Raw genomic sequence first — 15,504 nt, 5'->3', positions numbered from 1 at the left:
TGCGTGTTCGGCTCCGGCGGTCCCGGCGACGTACCATGCGCTGGGGGGTGGCGTCTGTGTCGTCGCAGGTCGAGCGTTTGCCGGAGTGGGTCACGCTGCTGCGCGCCCCCAACCCTGGGCCGATGACGCTGGACGGCACGAACACCTGGCTGCTGCGCGCCCCCGGCGCCGCGGACACGGTCGTGATCGACCCCGGCCCCGACGACGCCGGGCACCTCGCCTCCGTCGCCGAGAACCGGCCGCTGAGCGCCATCCTGGTCACCCACGGCCACCACGATCACGTGGAGGGCGCCGAGACGCTCTCGCGGATGCTCGGGGGCGTGCCGGTGCTGGCGGCCGATCCGAAGCACGGCGACCCGATGCCGCCGCGGATGCGCCTCGCCGGGCTGGACATCGAGGTCGTGGCGACCCCCGGGCACACCGCCGACTCGGTGTCGTTCGTGGTGGAGGACGCCGTCTTCACCGGCGACACCATCCTGGGACGGGGCACGACCGTGGTGGCGTGGCCCGACGGCGACCTGGGGGCGTATCTCGCGAGTCTCGCGGCGCTGACGGCGTACCCGATGCTGATGTTGCCCGGTCACGGCCCGGTGCGGGCCGACTGCGCCGAGCTCGCGACGGCCTATCTGGCGCACCGGCGGGAGCGGCTCGACCAGGTCCGCGCCGCGCTGGCGGGCGGCGCCGGTACCCCCGAGGCGATCGTCGACGTGGTCTACCCCGACATCGACCCGGGCGTGCGGTTCGCGGCCGAGTGGTCGGCCCGCGCGCAACTCGAATACCTGAGGCGGGAATCACACCGGCCTCCGGAACAGTTGGACCCCCTGTGACCTGTCCCGTGTGTGGAACCGTGGCCGTTCCCGGTGCCCGTTTCTGCCACAACTGCGGTGCCGCCCTGCCCGCGGCGGCCACCCTGCCGGCCGCCGAGCGGCGCATCGTGACCGTGCTCTTCGGCGACCTTTCGGACTTCACGTCCTGGTCGGAGGACCTCGACCCGGAGCGGGTCGGCGCGGTCACCGACCGGGTGCTCGCCGCGCTCGCGGGCGCGGTCAAGACCTTCGGCGGGCACGTCGACAAGCTCACCGGCGACGGGATCATGGCGGTCTTCGGGGCGCCGGTCGCGCACGAGGACGACGCCGAGCGCGCGGTCCGCGCCGCGCTGAGCATGCAGCGCGCGGTCCGCCGGGTGCTCGACGACGAGCGCGGCGGCGGTGCGCCGCTCGGCCTGCGCGTCGGGCTGAACACCGGCGAGGTCGTCGCGGGCATCCAGGCCTCGATCGAGTACACGGTCATCGGCGACACGGTGAACACCGCCGCCCGGCTCGCCGACGCCGCCGCGGTCGGCGCGGTCTACGCGGGTTCGCGCACGTCGGCGGGCACCCGGCACGTCGCCTCCTGGCGGCAGCTGCGCGCGTTGCGGCTCAAGGGCAAGCGGGAGCCGGTGCCGGCGTACGAGCTGCTCGGCCTGCACGACGCCCCGGGCACCCGGTCCGGCCTGGGCGACGAGGCGCCGTTCGTGGGCCGGGAGGCCGAGCTGGGCCGGGTCGCCGGCCGGCTGGCCGAGGTGATCGACTCCGGCACGCCGCGGGTCATGGTGATGACCGCCGAGGCCGGCATCGGCAAGACCCGGTTCGCGGGCGAGGTCAAGCGCCTCGCGGCCGGATACGACGTGGGCGCCGGCCGGTTCGCCGCGCACACCGGCGCCCGGGTGCTGCGGGCCCGGTGCCGGGCGTTCGGCGAGCGGCGGCGGTTCGCGCCCCTGGCCGACCTGGTCCGCAAGTCCGTCGGCCTGCCCAAGGACGTGGCCGTCACGGTCAGCCGCGCGGTGGTCGAGGAGCGGCTGCGCAAGCTGGTCACCCGGCTGACCCGCGACGGCGAGACCCCCGGCGTCGACATCGACCGGCTGCTCGCCCTCCTCGGATACGGCGAGGCGCCGGCGAATCCGGTCGGCCCCGCCGCGGTGGCGGAGTGGCAGCCGGCCGGCGGCGCGCGACCCGACGCGGAGACCGTCCCGGTGGCGGTCGCCGGCCTGCTCACCATGCTGGCCACGGAGGCGCCGCTCGTCGTCATCGTGGACGACCTGCACGACGCCACCGCCGAAACGATCGACGCGCTCGGCGGCGTGCTGTCCCGCCTCGACGGGCCGGTGGTCATGCTCCTGCTGGGGCGGCCGGAACTGGTGCGTACGGCCGGGGCCCTGACCCGCCTCGCCGACGCCGAGATCCACACGCTGCCGCCGCTGCGGGGCGCGGACGCCTCCCGGCTGCTGACGTCGTACCTGAACGGCGGGAAGCTGCCGCAGCCGGACGTGGACCGGCTGCTCGCCACCGCGCAGGGCAACCCGTTCTATCTGGCCGAGCTCGTCACCCTGCTGCTCGAGCGCGGCTCGCTGATGCCCGCGGTCGGCGCCAACGCGGCCGGCAAATGGCAGCTGGCCGGCGGCTCGATGGGCAGTCAACTGCTCTCCCGCGACCTGGCCGCGGTGCTCGCCGCCCGCATCGACGCGTTGCCCGGCGAGCCCCGGTCGGTGCTGCGGGACGCGGCGGTGGTCGGTGACACCGTGCCGACCGGGGTCGTCGAGGCCCTGCGCGAGCGGCGGTCGCCCGGCGACGCCCGGCCCGGGGCGGTGGCCGCGGTCGAGCTCGAGCGGGCGGTCGACGAGTTGCTCCAGCGCCGCATGCTGCACCGGGTCCGGGGCGGTTACGCGTTCAGCACGCCGCTCATGCGCGAGGCCGCGTACGCGGGCATCGGCAAGGCGGACCTGGCGGACCGGCACGCGTACCTGGCGCGCTGGGCGGCGCCCGAGACGGTCACGGCGCTGGGCTACGACGGCGCCTCCCGGCTGAGCCTCGGCGAGAACGAGCGGGACGCGTTCGTCGCCACCCACGCCGAATGCGCCCTGGAGCTGGCCGACGCCGTGCGGTTACGGCCCGAGGCCGCCGTGCGCGACGTCGCGTCGCTCGGCGTCGCCGCGCTCGGCCGGATGGCCCGCCGCGCGCTCGCCAACATCGAACCGGCCGCCTCCATCGGGTACGCCGAACGCGCCGCCGCCCTCGCCAAGGAGGGCCTGCCCCTCCCCGACCAGCTGGTGCACGCCCGCGCGTTGCTGCGCCTGGGCCGGGCCACCGACGCGCTGGCGTACGGCGAGAAGATCGCCAAGACCGCCGCGGACGAGCCGGTGTGCCGGGCCGAGGCGCTGCTGGTGGTGGGCCGGGCCCAGGAGGCGCTGGGCGACGTCCCCAAGGCGGTCGCCGCGTGGCAGGAGGCCCTGGAGGTGGCCACCGAGGCGGAGCTCGCCCCGGAGCGCGCCAACGCCATGCGGCGCCTCGGCATGGCGGACTTCCTGGCCGGCAAGCTGAGCCAGGCCAGCAGCAGGTTCGCGGCGGCGTACCAGGTGACGCTCGCCGCGGGGGACCGGCACGGGCAGGCCTGGGCGTTGCAGAACCTGGCCTGGGTGACCACCACCCGCGGTGACTTCGCCGGCACGGATGCGGTGCTGGGCCGCGCCGCCCGCCTCTTCGCCGAGCTGGGCGACCCGGTGGGCCGCTCCTGGCTGCGTGGCACGACGGCGTTCGCGCGGCTGCTCGCCGGCCGGCTCCAGGAGTCGCGCCGGCTGGCCCGGATCTTCCTGCCCTTCGGCGACCGGGTCGGCGAGGGCTGGGCGGTGGGCACGCTGCGGGCGGTGGAGGCGTACGCGGCGGCCGAGATGGGCGACCTGGCCGAGGCGGACGGCGAGGCGCGCCGGGCGTACCGGAAGTTCGACGAGGTCTCGGACGACTGGGGGCGCGGGCTGGCGCTGGTGGTGCGCGGGGTCATCGCCCGCGGCCTGGGCGAGCTGGACCACGCGCACGACCTGCTGACCGACGCGCTCTGCTTCGCGGACCGCACCGCGCATCCGCTGCTGCTGGGGATGGCCGGCACGCTGCGCGGCTTCGTGGCGTTGCAGCGCGACGACCGGGAGGCGGCCGAGGCCGACGCCCGCCGGGTGATGACCGCCGTGGAGCCGCACAATCCGCTCGCGCCCGCCCAGGTGGGGCCGCGGGTGCTGATGGCCGAGGCACGGCTGCGGGCCGGTGACCCCGTGACGGCCATCGCGCTGCTCGCGCCCATCGCCAGTGACAGCGGCGGATCGTTGCTCTTCTCCCGCCGGCACGCGCTGGCCTCGTACGCCTCCGCCCTGCTCGCCGACGGCCGCGTGGACGCCGCGGCGACCTGGATCCGACGCGCCCGGGAAATCCCCGCCGAGGACGTTCGCAGCGGCGTCGTGGCGGCTCTGGTGCACGCGCGGGTCAACGCCGCAGCCGGCGACATCGCGGGCGCGCGGGCCGCCGCGGACGAGGCTGTGCTGCTCGCTTACTCCACCGAGCAGGCCAGCGAACGCCTCGCGGCCGAGGAACTACGGGACGCCCTGGCACATTCCATCGTGGAGCCGCCCGAATCTGTCGCGTACGCGTCTGACGTGCCGGGATGATCCGGCTCGTGCTTCGCGTATTTTCTAAGCCGTGACGGATACCCCGCCTGGCCGCCTGCCCGTGCCCTACGTGCCAGGTATGTCCGGCTTGTCCGTCATGGCTCGCGGAGGGTACGCAACCGTGTACCGAGCGACACAGGACTCGGTCGGCCGCGAGGTCGCGATCAAGGTCGAGAACCGGACCCTGGACAATCCGCGGGACCAGGCCCGCTTCCTGCGCGAGGCGAAGGCCGCCGGGCGGATGTCCTCGCACCCGCACGTCGTCGACCTCTTCGACGTGGGCGTGACGGTCGACCAGCACCCGTACCTGATCATGGAGCTGTGCGACGGGTCGTACCTCGACCGCATGCGGGTCTCCCCGCTCGGCGCGATCGAGGCCCGCGACCTCGGCGTCAAGATCGCCGACGCGCTGGTGCACTCGCACGCCAACGGGGTCCTGCACCGCGACGTGAAGCCCGCCAACATCCTGTATTCGCACTTCAACCCGGCGGTGCTCGCCGACTTCGGGCTGGCCGTGCTGGGCGAGATGCGCGACTCGTCCGTGACGCTCGAGGTGCTGACCCCGGCGTACGCGCCGCCCGAGATGTTCTCCCACGCCGACCCCTCGGGCGCCGTCGACGTGTACGCCCTCAGCGCCACCCTGTACGCGGTCATGAACGGCCGCCCGCCCCGGTGGGACAACGACCGCAGCCCCAGCCTGATCACCCTGATGGACCTCTTCAACCAGCCGATCCCGGACCTGCCGGGCATCCCGCCCTCGCTCACCGAGGTGCTGCGGTACGGCATGGCCAACGACCCCCGCGACCGGCCCACCGCCGAGCAGCTCCGGGAGATGCTCGCCGGCCTGCACCTGTACCCGTCGAGCGGCAAGGGCGCCCGGGTCTACCACTCGTCGACGTTCGTGCCGCCGGCGCCGCGGGCGTACCCGCCGGCGCGGGACCCGCGCCCGGTGCCGCCGGTCACGCCCACCCGCGACACCTCCTCCGGCACGGACGAGACGCCGACCGTGCACACCGAGAACCCGAAACGCGGCAAGCGCCGGTGGCTGTTCGGCGGCTTCGGCGTGTTCCTCATGCTCGCCACCGCGGTCGGCGGCGCGATGCTCGCCTCCTCGCAGGGGCCGGCGGTCCGCTCGCTGGCGTCCCGGCTCGCCGCGCCGGCCACGTCGACGCTTCCGGCGGCGATGGCCCACCTGCCCGGCTGCCGCACCGGCCGGGCGCACTGCCCCGGCGAGCTCGAGTGCTACACGCTGCGGCCGGGCAGCGGCCCGATCGCCCACGAGGTGACCTGCGCCAAGCGGCACAGCTGGGAGGTCTTCGCGGTGGGCTCGCTGCCCGCCGGCACGGACCCCCGGGACCGCGACGCCGTCACCACCGACCCGGGTGTGCTGCGGGTGTGCAGCAGGCAGATGTTCCGGCGCACCACCACGCGCACCGACGGCAGGCAGTGGGCGCTGTCCGTGCTGCCGCCGTCCGCGGGCGACCGGACCTTCCGCTGCCTGGCCGGGCAGGGCACGGACCGGCTGCACGGGCCGGTGCTGGCCCGCGGCTGAACCGGACCGGTCGCGGACCGGCCCGGGGCCGCGGCGGGCCGCGTGGGTTACTCCGGGTCGAGCACGGCGAGGAGTTCGCCGGTGTCGACCTCCGCGCCCGGGTGTACCGGCAGGGAGGCGACCACGCCCGCCGACGGTGCGTGCACCGGGTGCTCCAGCTTCATCGCCTCCAGGGTCAGCAGGAGCTCACCCGCCCGCACCCGCTGGCCGGGCACGACCAGCACGCGGCGTACCGCGCCGGGCAGCGGGGCGATCAGCGAGCCCTCGGTCGCCTCCGGGGCCGGCAGGGGGAAGCGGGACAGCTCGCGCAGGGCGACCGAGCCCTCGGGGCTGTCCACGTACGACACGTCGCCGACCCGGTGCACCTTGAGGCTCAGCCGGATGCCGTTGACGTCCAGGTCGACCCGGGAACCGTCGGCGAGCACGACGACCGTCGGCGGGTGGTCGTCGAGGGTCGGCGCCTGACCGAGGCCCGCGAGATCCAGCTCCTCGGGGTCGATCGCGCGCACCCACCAGCCGGCCAGCTCGCCGTGCCGGTTCATCCGGTAGCCGACCTCCACCGGGCCCGCCGGGCCGTCGTACACGGCCGTCTGCGAGCCGGACGGCACGTTGCGCCAGCCCGAGGGGAGGGACCGCAGCACGGGCGCGCTCGAACGACGGGCGGCGGCACCGGCCAGGGCGGCGGCGAGGCAGGAGATGCGTACGGCGTCCACCGAGGACAGCAGCGGCGCGAACACCTCCGGGTGCCGGTCCAGGAAGCCGGTGTCGACGTCGCCGGCCCGGAAGGCGCCGTGCCGCAGGACCCGGACGAGCAGGTCGCGGTTGGCGACGACCCCGTGCAGTTCCGTACGGGTGAGCGCCGACGCCAGCATCCGCGCGGCCTCCTGCCGGGTGGGCGCCCAGGCGACGAGCTTCGCGAGCATGGTGTCGTGCTCGCCGCCGACCACCGACCCGTCCACCACGCCGGCGTCCAGGCGCAGGCCGGGCTGGGGCAGCGGACGGAAGGAGCCGGCCACGTCCGGGACCTTGAAGCGGTGCAGGGTGCCGGCGGCCGGCAGCCACGCGTACGCGGGATCCTCCGCGCAGATCCGCACCTCGATGGCGTGCCCGCGGATGGGCGGCGGCCCCGGCATCGGCAGGCTGCCACCCTCGGCGACCAGCAGCTGGAGGCGGACGAGGTCGTAGCCGGAGACGCATTCGGTGACGGCGTGCTCGACCTGGAGGCTGGGAGTCAGCTCGAGGAACCAGAAGGTGCCGTCCTCCTCCAGCAGGAACTCGACGGCGCCGGCGCCCACGTACCCGATGGCCCGGACCGCGATGATCGCCGCCCGGCAGAGCTGCTCGCGCAGCGCGGGGTCGACCGCCGGTGACGGCGTCTCCTCGATGATCTTCTGGTAGCGCCGCTGGACCGAGCACTCCCGCTCGCCGAACGGCACGACGGCGCCGTGCACGTCCGCCATGATCGGCACCTCGATGTGCCGCACGTTCTCCAGGTACGGCTCGCAGAACACCGTCCCGCCGGTCTCCTGCCGGGTGGACGCGACCGCCTCGGCGAGGGTGACCGGGTCGCGGACCACCCGCATGCCCGCGCCGCCGTTGCCGCTGTCCGGCTTGATCAGCACCGGGAAGTCGTCGACCTTCTCCGGGTCGGTGAGCGTCGGCAGCACCGGCACGCCGGCCTCCGCGACGATGCCCTTCGCCTCGATCTTGCTGTGCAGCGTGCCGAGCGTCTTGGCCGGCGCACCCACCCAGATCATCCCGGCGCCGGCCACCTCGGCGGCGAACTCGGGGTCCTCGGAGAGCACCCCGTTGCCCGGGTGGATGGCGTTGGCGCCGGCCCGCTTCGCCGCCGCGATGATGAGGTCGCCACGCAGGTACGTCGACGAGGGGGTGCCGCCGGTGAGGCGTACCGCGTAGTCCGCCTCCGTCACGTGCGGCGCGTCGGAGTCGGCATCGGAGTAGACGGCGACCGTCTCGATGCCGACCAGGCGGCAGGTGGCGAAGACCCGGCGGGCGATCTCCCCACGGTCGGCCACCAGAAGACGTCGGATCACTGCTCTGCTCTACCTTTCCAGGGCTGTGAGGCCGTCGGGGCCTCTGAAGGGTTCGAGGCCGTCAGGGGCGGAAGACGCCCACGTGCTCGGCGCCCTCGACGACGGCGCTGTGCACCGCGGACAGGCAGAGGCCGAGCACCGTACGGGTGTCCCGGGGGTCGATCACGCCGTCGTCGGGCAGCTTCCCGGGCGACACCTCGGCGGGCCGCTCGACCGGCCAGCTGAACAGGAACCGCGGCTCGTACGCGCGCCCGTAGATGCCCCCGGCCTCTTCCGCCGGGGTGGCGCCGATCATGAGCGTCAGGTGCGGGACGGTCGACTTGGCGACGGCGTGCACCAGCGGCGCGCCGTGCCGTACGTCCGCCGCCTCGTGCTGCTCGGCCGCGGGCGCGCCGGTGTACTGCACGAACAGCAGCGAGGTGGCGGTCGCGTTGGCGAGCTGGATGAAGTGCACGGCCTTCTGCGTCTCGGCCGGGGAGAACGCGCTGCCCAGGTTGGCGACGACCCCGATGGGATAGCCGTGCAGCTCGCCCCAGCCCGTCACCAGCCCGGTGCCGGTGGCCGGCTTGAACTCGTCGAAGTCGCTGCCGTCGAGGATGCGGGCCAGCACCTCGCGCGGGTCGAAGCCCGAGCCCGGGTCCGTGCCGGCCATGGTGAGCAGGTCCTCGGCGTCGTACTTGGGCGGCGCCGGGGGGAACGAGCGGGGCTCGGGGCCGCGCTTGCGCCAGTTGAAGCGGCGTACGCACTGCCGGGCCAGGCGCAGCCCGTCCCGCTCGTCCTCGGCCAGCTGATCGGCCGGGCCGGTGACCCCGGCGGGAACCGTGGGCGCGCTGCGGACCTCGGACGCGGGGCGGCCGTTGGCCACCGAGGCGCGTACCGGCTGGGGGTGGATGGTCAGCATCTTGGCGTGCCCGCGGACCATGATCGTGTAGTCGGAGAGCGCCGGCAGGTAGGCCGCGTCACCGGTCGTGGCACCGAAGACCACGCACACGGTGGGCACCCGGTCGGCGGTGAGCTGGCTGAGGTCCCGGGCGATCGCCCCGCCCGGCGGCGGCCCGGCCGGCGCCGCGGCCCCGGTGGACTCGACCAGGTTCACCAGCGGCAGCCGGTTCACCGAGGCGATCCGCGCGGCCCGCCGGATCTTCTCCACCGTGTACGGGTTGACCGCGCCGCCCTCGACCGTCGGATCGTTCGCGATGACCACGCACTCGACGCCCTCGACGACCCCGATCCCGGTGACGACGCTCGCGCCCACCGGGAACTCCGAGCCCCACGCCGCCACCGGCGACAGCTCCAGGAACGGGCTGTCCTGATCCAGCAGCATCTCCACCCGCTCGCGGGGCAGCAGCTTGCCGCGCGCGTGGTGCCGGGTCACCCATTTCTCGCCGCCGCCGGCCCGAGCCGCCTCCAGCGCCGCCTCGAGCTCGGCGAGCCGCTCGAGCATCGCGCTGCGGCTGGCCAGGTAGGCGGGGCTGCGCGGGTCGATAGCGGTGTCCAGCACCGTCACGTCGTCACCCCGCTGCGCCGTACGCCCGCCACCTCGTTCAAAGCCGCGCCCTCTCGACCGTCGTAGTGCCTCTCGACCACCTCCGTAACGAGCGGCTGACCGGATGCGACACGGATCTTGCCGGGCGGGCTTCGTACCCCGGACAGGTGGGGGAATCGGACAGCGCGGGACGTTTCGCCCGAGAGCGCGTACGCGAAAGGGGTCGCCCATCAGGACGACCCCTTGACGCTGCCGGAACGGGTGGTTCAGACGCGGGCGCGCCGGGCCAGCCGCTCCGGGTCGAGAATGATGACGCTCTTGCCGTCGAGTCGCAGCCACGCCCGCGAGGCGAAGTCGGCGAGAGCCTTGTTGACCGTCTCGCGGGAGGCGCCGACGAGCTGCGCCAGCTCCTCCTGGGTCAGGTCGTGCGTCACCCGCAGCACGCCGCCGTCCCGCGTGCCGAAGCGGCCCGCCATCTGCAGCAGGTTCTTCGCCACCCGGCCGGGCACGTCCGTGAAGATCAGGTCGGCCAGCGCGTCGTTCGTCCGGCGCAGCCTGCGGGCCAGCACGCGGAGCAACTGCTCGGCTATCTCCGGCCGGTTGTTGAGCCACGGGCGCAGGGACGACTTCTTGAGCCGGGCCAGCCGGGTGTCGGTCACCGCGGTGGCCGTGGCCGTACGCGGTCCCGGGTCGAACAGCGACAGCTCACCGAGCATGTCCGACGGACCCATGATCGAGACAAGGTTCTGCCGGCCGTCCGCGGCGCGGCGGCCGAGCTTGATCTTCCCGGAGAGAACGATGTAAAGGCTGTCGCCCGCCTCGCCCTCATTGAAGACGATGTCGCCCTTGCGGAACTCGATCGTCTCCATCTCCTTGGCGAGCGCCTCGGCAGCCTCCGGGTCAACGCCCTGGAAGATCCCGCTGCGAGCCAGTACCTCATCCATCGCTGTACCTCCGACTACGCGCTTCGCCGCGCACGATCAGTCTAGGCGTACGGGGGCGGTAAACGGGCGGCCACCCCTCGATCCAGATCTCGCAGCGTAACCACCGCCGCCACGAAGGCCGGAAAGACCGTCGCTCTCGGTGAGCGGTGGTCGGCCGTTCGACCGTCGTCACGGCTTGCCGCCCGACGGTATCGTCCCGATCGATGAATGCCCAGCCCTCGCCGCCCCGAAGGGGCCTCTTCGGCCGCCCCGTCCTGACCGCGACGATCGTCCTCGCCGCGCTGGCCGGCGCCGGCCTCGGCGGCATCGCCCTCGCCGACCGCGGCGACCGGCGGACCACCGCGACGTGGCAGCCCGCGCCCTCCGCCCGGCCCACGTCCGCGACGCGGCCCTCGTCCGCCGCGACCCGGCCCTCGTCCGCCGCGCCCCAGGGCGAGACGCCCGGCACCATCACCCTGTCGGCGACCGGCGACATCATCATGGGCGGCGCGCCGGACAGGCTGCCCGCGGGCGGCGGGAAGGGCTTCTTCGACCAGGTCCGGGCCGGCCTCAAGTCCGACCTGGTCATGGGCAACCTCGAGCAGACGCTCACCGGCGACACCGGGACGTCCAAGTGCGGCACGCCGCCGAGGCCGCGGTGCTTCGCCTTCCGGGCGCCGCCGGCGTACGCGCAGCACCTCGTCGACGCCGGCTTCGAGCTGCTCAACACGGCCAACAACCACTCCAACGACTTCGGGCCGCAGGGCTACAAGAACACCGTCCGCGCCCTGGAGGACGCCGGGCTCGAGCACACCGGCGCCAAGGGCGAGATCACGGTGGTCGAGGTCAAGGGCGTGCGGGTCGCGGTCCTGGGCTTCTCCCCGTACGCGGGAGCGAACAACCTGAACGACCTCGACGCCGCCCGCGAGATCGTCGAGGAGGCGGCCGGGCGGGCGGACGTCGTGGTGGTCCAGGTGCACATGGGCGCCGAGGGAGCCGACGAGGGGCACGTCAAGCCCGGCAGCGAGCTGTTCTACGAGGAGAACCGGGGCGACCCGATGAAGTTCTCCCGCACCGTCATCGACGCGGGCGCCGACGTGGTCGTCGGGCACGGGCCGCACGTGCTGCGGGGCATGGAGTTCTACAAGGGCCGGCTCATCGCGTACAGCCTGGGGAACTTCGCGGGCGGTGGCCGTACGCTCGGCCGCGCCGGGGTCCTGGGGTACGGCGGCATCCTGCACGTGACCCTCACCAGGGAGGGCAAGTTCGCCGGCGGGAAGCTGCTCTCCACGGCGATGAACTCGGCGGGCAAGCCCACCCGGGACAGCGCGCAGGAGCGGGGCCGGGCCCGCGTACGCGAGCTGTCGGCCGCCGACTTCGGTCCCACCGCGGCGAAGATCGGTAAGGACGGCTCGATCTCCGCTCCCGCCTGATCGTCCCGGATGTGCCTTTTTGTGGGCTTTCCTTGCCTTCCCGCGGGAGAGGAATGTCGGAGGCGCGACGTACTCTTGCTCGCGTGAGTCGTCCCCTCGTCGCCGCATCCTCCGGTGCGGCCGTGCTCGTCCGGTCGGCCAAGCGATTCGCCGGGGAGACCCCCATCGGGCGCAAACGCCGGGCCCGCAAGATGGCCAAGGTCCTCGCCGAGACCCACCCCGACGCGCACTGCGAGCTCGACTTCGAGACGCCGCTGCAGCTCGCGGTGGCGACCATCCTCTCCGCGCAGTGCACGGACAAGAAGGTGAACGAGGTCACGCCGACGGTCTTCGCGCGCTACCGGACGGCGGCCGACTACGCGGCGGCGGACCGGGCCCAGCTCGAGGAGATCCTGCGGCCGACCGGGTTCTTCCGGGCCAAGACGGATTCCCTCATCAAGCTCGGCCAGGCCCTCCTCGAGCGGCACGACGGCGAGCTGCCCGGCACCCTCGACCAGCTCGTCGCGCTGCCCGGCATCGGCCGCAAGACCGCCAACGTCATCCTCGGCAACGCCTTCGACGTCCCCGGCATCACCGTCGACACCCACTTCCGCCGCCTGGTCAACCGCTTCGGCTGGGTGCAGGAGGAGGACCCGGTCAAGATCGAGTTCCTGGTCGCCGACCTCATCGAGAAGCGCGACTGGACCATGCTGTCGCACCGCGTCATCTTCCACGGCCGGCGCGTCTGCCACGCCCGCAAACCGGCGTGCGGCGCCTGCGCCCTGGCGACGATGTGCCCGTCGTACGGCACCGGCCCCACCGAGGCGGCCCCGGCGGCCAAACTGCTCAAGGGCCCGCGCGCCCGCGAACTGGCGGCGCAGGCGGGCATCGACCCCGGCCTCGTCCCGGCGGCGGCGGTCGTGGCACCGGAGGCCCCGTGAGCCGTGACCCCGCGGGCACGGCCCCGGCCGGACCGGCGCTGGCGAGGTGGCTGACGCCGCCGCTGGTGCTGCTCCTGGCCGCGTGCACGGCCACCGAGGTCACTCCGCACTCCACCGAGGCGGCGTCCCCGTTCGCCGGCTGCGCGGCGCTGACGGCCCCGCCGTCCGCTGCCCCGCCCTCTGCCGCGGCGCCGCCCTCTGCCGCCCCGCCGTCCGTCGCCCCGCCGCCCGTCGCCCCGTCCTCTGCCGCCTCGGGGTCGCTGTCCGCGGTCTCCCCGGCCGCGGCCGTCGCGCCGGATCTGCCGGATGTTTCCCTGCCGTGCTTCACCGGGGGCGCGGCGGTCCGGCTCACCGACCTGCGCGGACCCGCCGTCATCAACCTCTGGGGCTCCTGGTGCCCGCCCTGCCGGGAAGAGCTTCCCCTCATGCAGCAGCTCGCCGACGCCACCGCCGGCAAGCTGCACGTCGTCGGCGTCGACACCCGTGACGACCGGGAGGCGGGCGCCTCGTTCGCCGCCGACCAGGGCGTCACCATGCCGACGCTCTTCGACCCCGGGCAGAAGCTGCTGGCCGCCGTCGGCCGGGTCAACCTGCCCGTCACGGTGTTCCTCGACGCGGCCGGGAAGAGGTTCGTCTACAACGGCAAGGCGCTCGACAAGCCGGCGCTCGGCGCGCTCGTGCGTACCCACACCGGCGTGACGGTGACCGGATGACGGCCCGGCCGGAAGGGCTGCCCGGATGGTGGGAGCCGCTGCTGACGCGGGTGGGCTCCGCGCGTACCGAAGACTTCACCACCATCACGCCGCCGGCCGGCGGCGGGCGACCCAGCGCCGTGCTCGTGCTGCTCGGGGAGGACCGGCCCGGCGAGCCCGACCTGCTCATCCTCCAGCGGGCCGCCACGATGCGGAACCACGCCGGGCAGCCGGCGTTCCCGGGCGGCGCCGCCGACCCCGGCGACCGCGATCCGGCCGCGACGGCGTTGCGGGAGGCCAACGAGGAGGTCGGCCTCGACCCGGCCACGGCGACCGTCCTCACCACCCTCCCGGAGCTGTACATCCCGGTCAGCCGGTTCGTGGTCACGCCGGTGCTGGCCTGGTGGCACGCCCCGCACCCGGTGCACCCGAGACAGCCCGCCGAGGTCGCCCACGTCGCCCGGCTGCCCGTCACCGAGCTGGTCGACCCCGAGAACCGGATGCGGGTACGGCACCCGAGCGGCTGGGTCTCACCCGCCTTCCAGGTGCGCGGGATGCTGGTCTGGGGCTTCACCGCCGGCGTGATCTCCGTGCTGCTCGACATGGCCGGATGGAGCCGCCCCTGGCGCCCGGGTCCCATTATGGAATTGCCGGACCCCGCACCACTGCCCCACGGTTCCGTCCCGGTGGCCGACGCCTCGGCCGCCGCCGCCTCCGACGAGGTGGTGTCGTGACCGTCACTTCTACCTTGAGCGAGTGCATGTGGTCGATGGAATCCTGATCCTGCTCATGCTGGTCTTCGCGATCAGCGGCTACCGGCAGGGTTTCGTCATCGGCGCGCTGTCCTTCGGCGGGTTCTTCAGCGGCGTGCTGATCGGCCTCCAGATCGGCCCGCTGATCGCCAACCAGTTCGCCGGCGGCACGGTGCGGCTGGTGGTGTCGCTCGTGACCATCTTCGCGCTGGCGGTGCTCGGGCAGACCCTGGCCGGCTGGCTCGGCACGAAGCTGCGGCGCGCCATCGAGAGCCGCCCGCTGCAACGCCTCGACGACGCCGGTGGGGCGCTGGTGTCGCTGGTCGCCGTGCTGCTGGTGGCGTGGCTCATCGCCGTACCGCTGGGGTCGACGCCGTTCCCGGAGCTCAACCGGCAGGTCCGCAGCAGCGCGGTGCTCAACGGCATCAACCAGCTCATGCCGGACCAGGCGCAGGCGCTGTCGGCGGGCCTGCGCGAGTCCCTCAACACCAACGGCTTCCCGGACGTCTTCGGCGGCCTGACCCGCACCAACGCGCGCGAGGTGGCGGCGCCGGACCCGGCCCTGGCGAAGAGCCAGGTGGTGATCAACTCCCGCAGATCGGTCATCAAAGTCCTGGGTACGGCCCCGAGCTGCTCCCGCCGCATCGAGGGCTCCGGATTCGTGTACGCGAACGAGCGCGTCATGACCAACGCCCACGTGGTGGCGGGCACCCGCAACGTGCAGGTGGAGACCCAGAACGACCGCCTCGACGGCAAAGTGGTGGTGTACGACCCGCAGCGCGACCTCGCGGTGATCTACGTCCCGGGCCTGCGCGCGCCGGTGATGCCGTTCGTCCGCAGGCCGGCGGGCACCGGCGCCAACGCGATCGTGCTGGGCTTCCCGCTCGACGGCCCGTACAACGCCCAGGGCGCCCGGGTCCGCGAGGTCAGCAACATCACCGGCCCGGACATCTACGACTCGGGCAACGTGACGCGCGAGATCTACACCATCCGCGCCCTGGTCCAGAGCGGCAACTCGGGCGGCCCGCTGATCGCACCCAACGGAGCCGTCCTCGGCGTGATCTTCGCGGCGGCGGCGGACGACCGGAACGTCGGCTTCGCCCTGACGGCGGCGGAGGCCTCGGGCACGGCCCGCCTGGGCGTCGGCCGCACCCGAGGCGTCCGCACCGGCGACTGCGCCTGAGCGGTCCGGCGGGTCGTCCACTTCGGGCGGTGCGTCCGGCG

11 protein-coding genes are annotated in these 15,504 nt (G+C 74.0%); 8 read left to right on the top strand and 3 right to left on the bottom strand.

The annotated features are described in order from the left end of the window. Positions 1-35 precede the first annotated feature (35 nt). From CLV70_RS17220 to CLV70_RS17210, 3 genes are all read left to right on the top strand, one after another. Positions 36-827 (top strand): MBL fold metallo-hydrolase, encoded by a 792-nt coding sequence (locus CLV70_RS17220; RefSeq protein ID WP_106127523.1) that lies wholly within the window; start codon positions 36-38, stop codon positions 825-827. Then, positions 824-4,468 carry an adenylate/guanylate cyclase domain-containing protein gene (locus tag CLV70_RS17215; RefSeq protein WP_106127522.1) on the top strand — a complete coding sequence of 1,215 codons (3,645 nt, stop codon included), beginning with the start codon at positions 824-826 and terminating at the stop codon, positions 4,466-4,468. The genes CLV70_RS17220 and CLV70_RS17215 overlap by 4 nt, the downstream gene beginning before the upstream one ends. 79 nt (positions 4,469-4,547) lie before the next feature. Continuing rightward, complete coding sequence (locus tag CLV70_RS17210; protein ID WP_425440174.1) at positions 4,548-6,020, top strand: serine/threonine-protein kinase; 1,473 nt, start codon at positions 4,548-4,550, stop codon at positions 6,018-6,020. A 47-nt stretch (positions 6,021-6,067) separates the two neighbouring features. Here the strand turns inward: CLV70_RS17210 and CLV70_RS17205 are convergent, their stop codons facing one another. The 3 genes from CLV70_RS17205 to CLV70_RS17195 form a co-directional block, all read right to left on the bottom strand. Then, a complete protein-coding gene (locus CLV70_RS17205) occupies positions 6,068-8,074 on the bottom strand; it encodes an ATP-binding protein (RefSeq protein WP_106127520.1) in 2,007 nt (668 codons plus the stop codon). Positions 8,075-8,135: 61 nt separating this feature from the next. Beyond that, on the bottom strand, positions 8,136-9,581 hold the full coding sequence (locus CLV70_RS17200; RefSeq protein WP_106127519.1) for a carboxyl transferase domain-containing protein: 1,446 nt from the start codon (positions 9,579-9,581) through the stop codon (positions 8,136-8,138). A gap of 245 nt (positions 9,582-9,826) precedes the next feature. Further along, on the bottom strand, positions 9,827-10,504 hold the full coding sequence (locus CLV70_RS17195; RefSeq protein WP_023562908.1) for a Crp/Fnr family transcriptional regulator: 678 nt from the start codon (positions 10,502-10,504) through the stop codon (positions 9,827-9,829). Positions 10,505-10,707: 203 nt separating this feature from the next. On the opposite strand from CLV70_RS17195, the gene CLV70_RS17190 reads away from it, so the two are divergent. From CLV70_RS17190 to CLV70_RS17170, 5 genes are all read left to right on the top strand, one after another. Beyond that, positions 10,708-11,916 (top strand): CapA family protein, encoded by a 1,209-nt coding sequence (locus CLV70_RS17190; RefSeq protein WP_106127518.1) that lies wholly within the window; start codon positions 10,708-10,710, stop codon positions 11,914-11,916. 122 nt (positions 11,917-12,038) lie between these two features. After that, positions 12,039-12,836 (top strand): endonuclease III, encoded by a 798-nt coding sequence (gene nth / locus CLV70_RS17185; RefSeq protein WP_281260463.1) that lies wholly within the window; start codon positions 12,039-12,041, stop codon positions 12,834-12,836. Further along, the gene (locus CLV70_RS17180) at positions 12,833-13,549 is read left to right on the top strand and encodes a TlpA family protein disulfide reductase (RefSeq protein WP_245908283.1); all 717 of its coding nucleotides are present in this window, start codon (positions 12,833-12,835) and stop codon (positions 13,547-13,549) included. Before nth ends, CLV70_RS17180 begins: the two co-directional genes overlap by 4 nt. Continuing rightward, positions 13,546-14,262: an NUDIX hydrolase gene (locus CLV70_RS17175; protein ID WP_106127516.1), complete on the top strand. Its 717-nt coding sequence runs from the start codon at positions 13,546-13,548 to the stop codon at positions 14,260-14,262. The genes CLV70_RS17180 and CLV70_RS17175 overlap by 4 nt, the downstream gene beginning before the upstream one ends. 22 nt (positions 14,263-14,284) lie before the next feature. Then, positions 14,285-15,463: a MarP family serine protease gene (locus CLV70_RS17170; RefSeq protein ID WP_106127515.1), complete on the top strand. Its 1,179-nt coding sequence runs from the start codon at positions 14,285-14,287 to the stop codon at positions 15,461-15,463. Positions 15,464-15,504 lie beyond the last annotated feature (41 nt).

It is taken from the genome of Pseudosporangium ferrugineum (genome assembly GCF_003002065.1).
Lineage (GTDB): Bacteria > Actinomycetota > Actinomycetes > Mycobacteriales > Micromonosporaceae > Actinoplanes > Actinoplanes ferrugineus_A.
The sequence above is the reverse complement of the archived record's forward strand: the minus strand, read 5'-3'. Positions and strand labels throughout refer to the sequence as shown.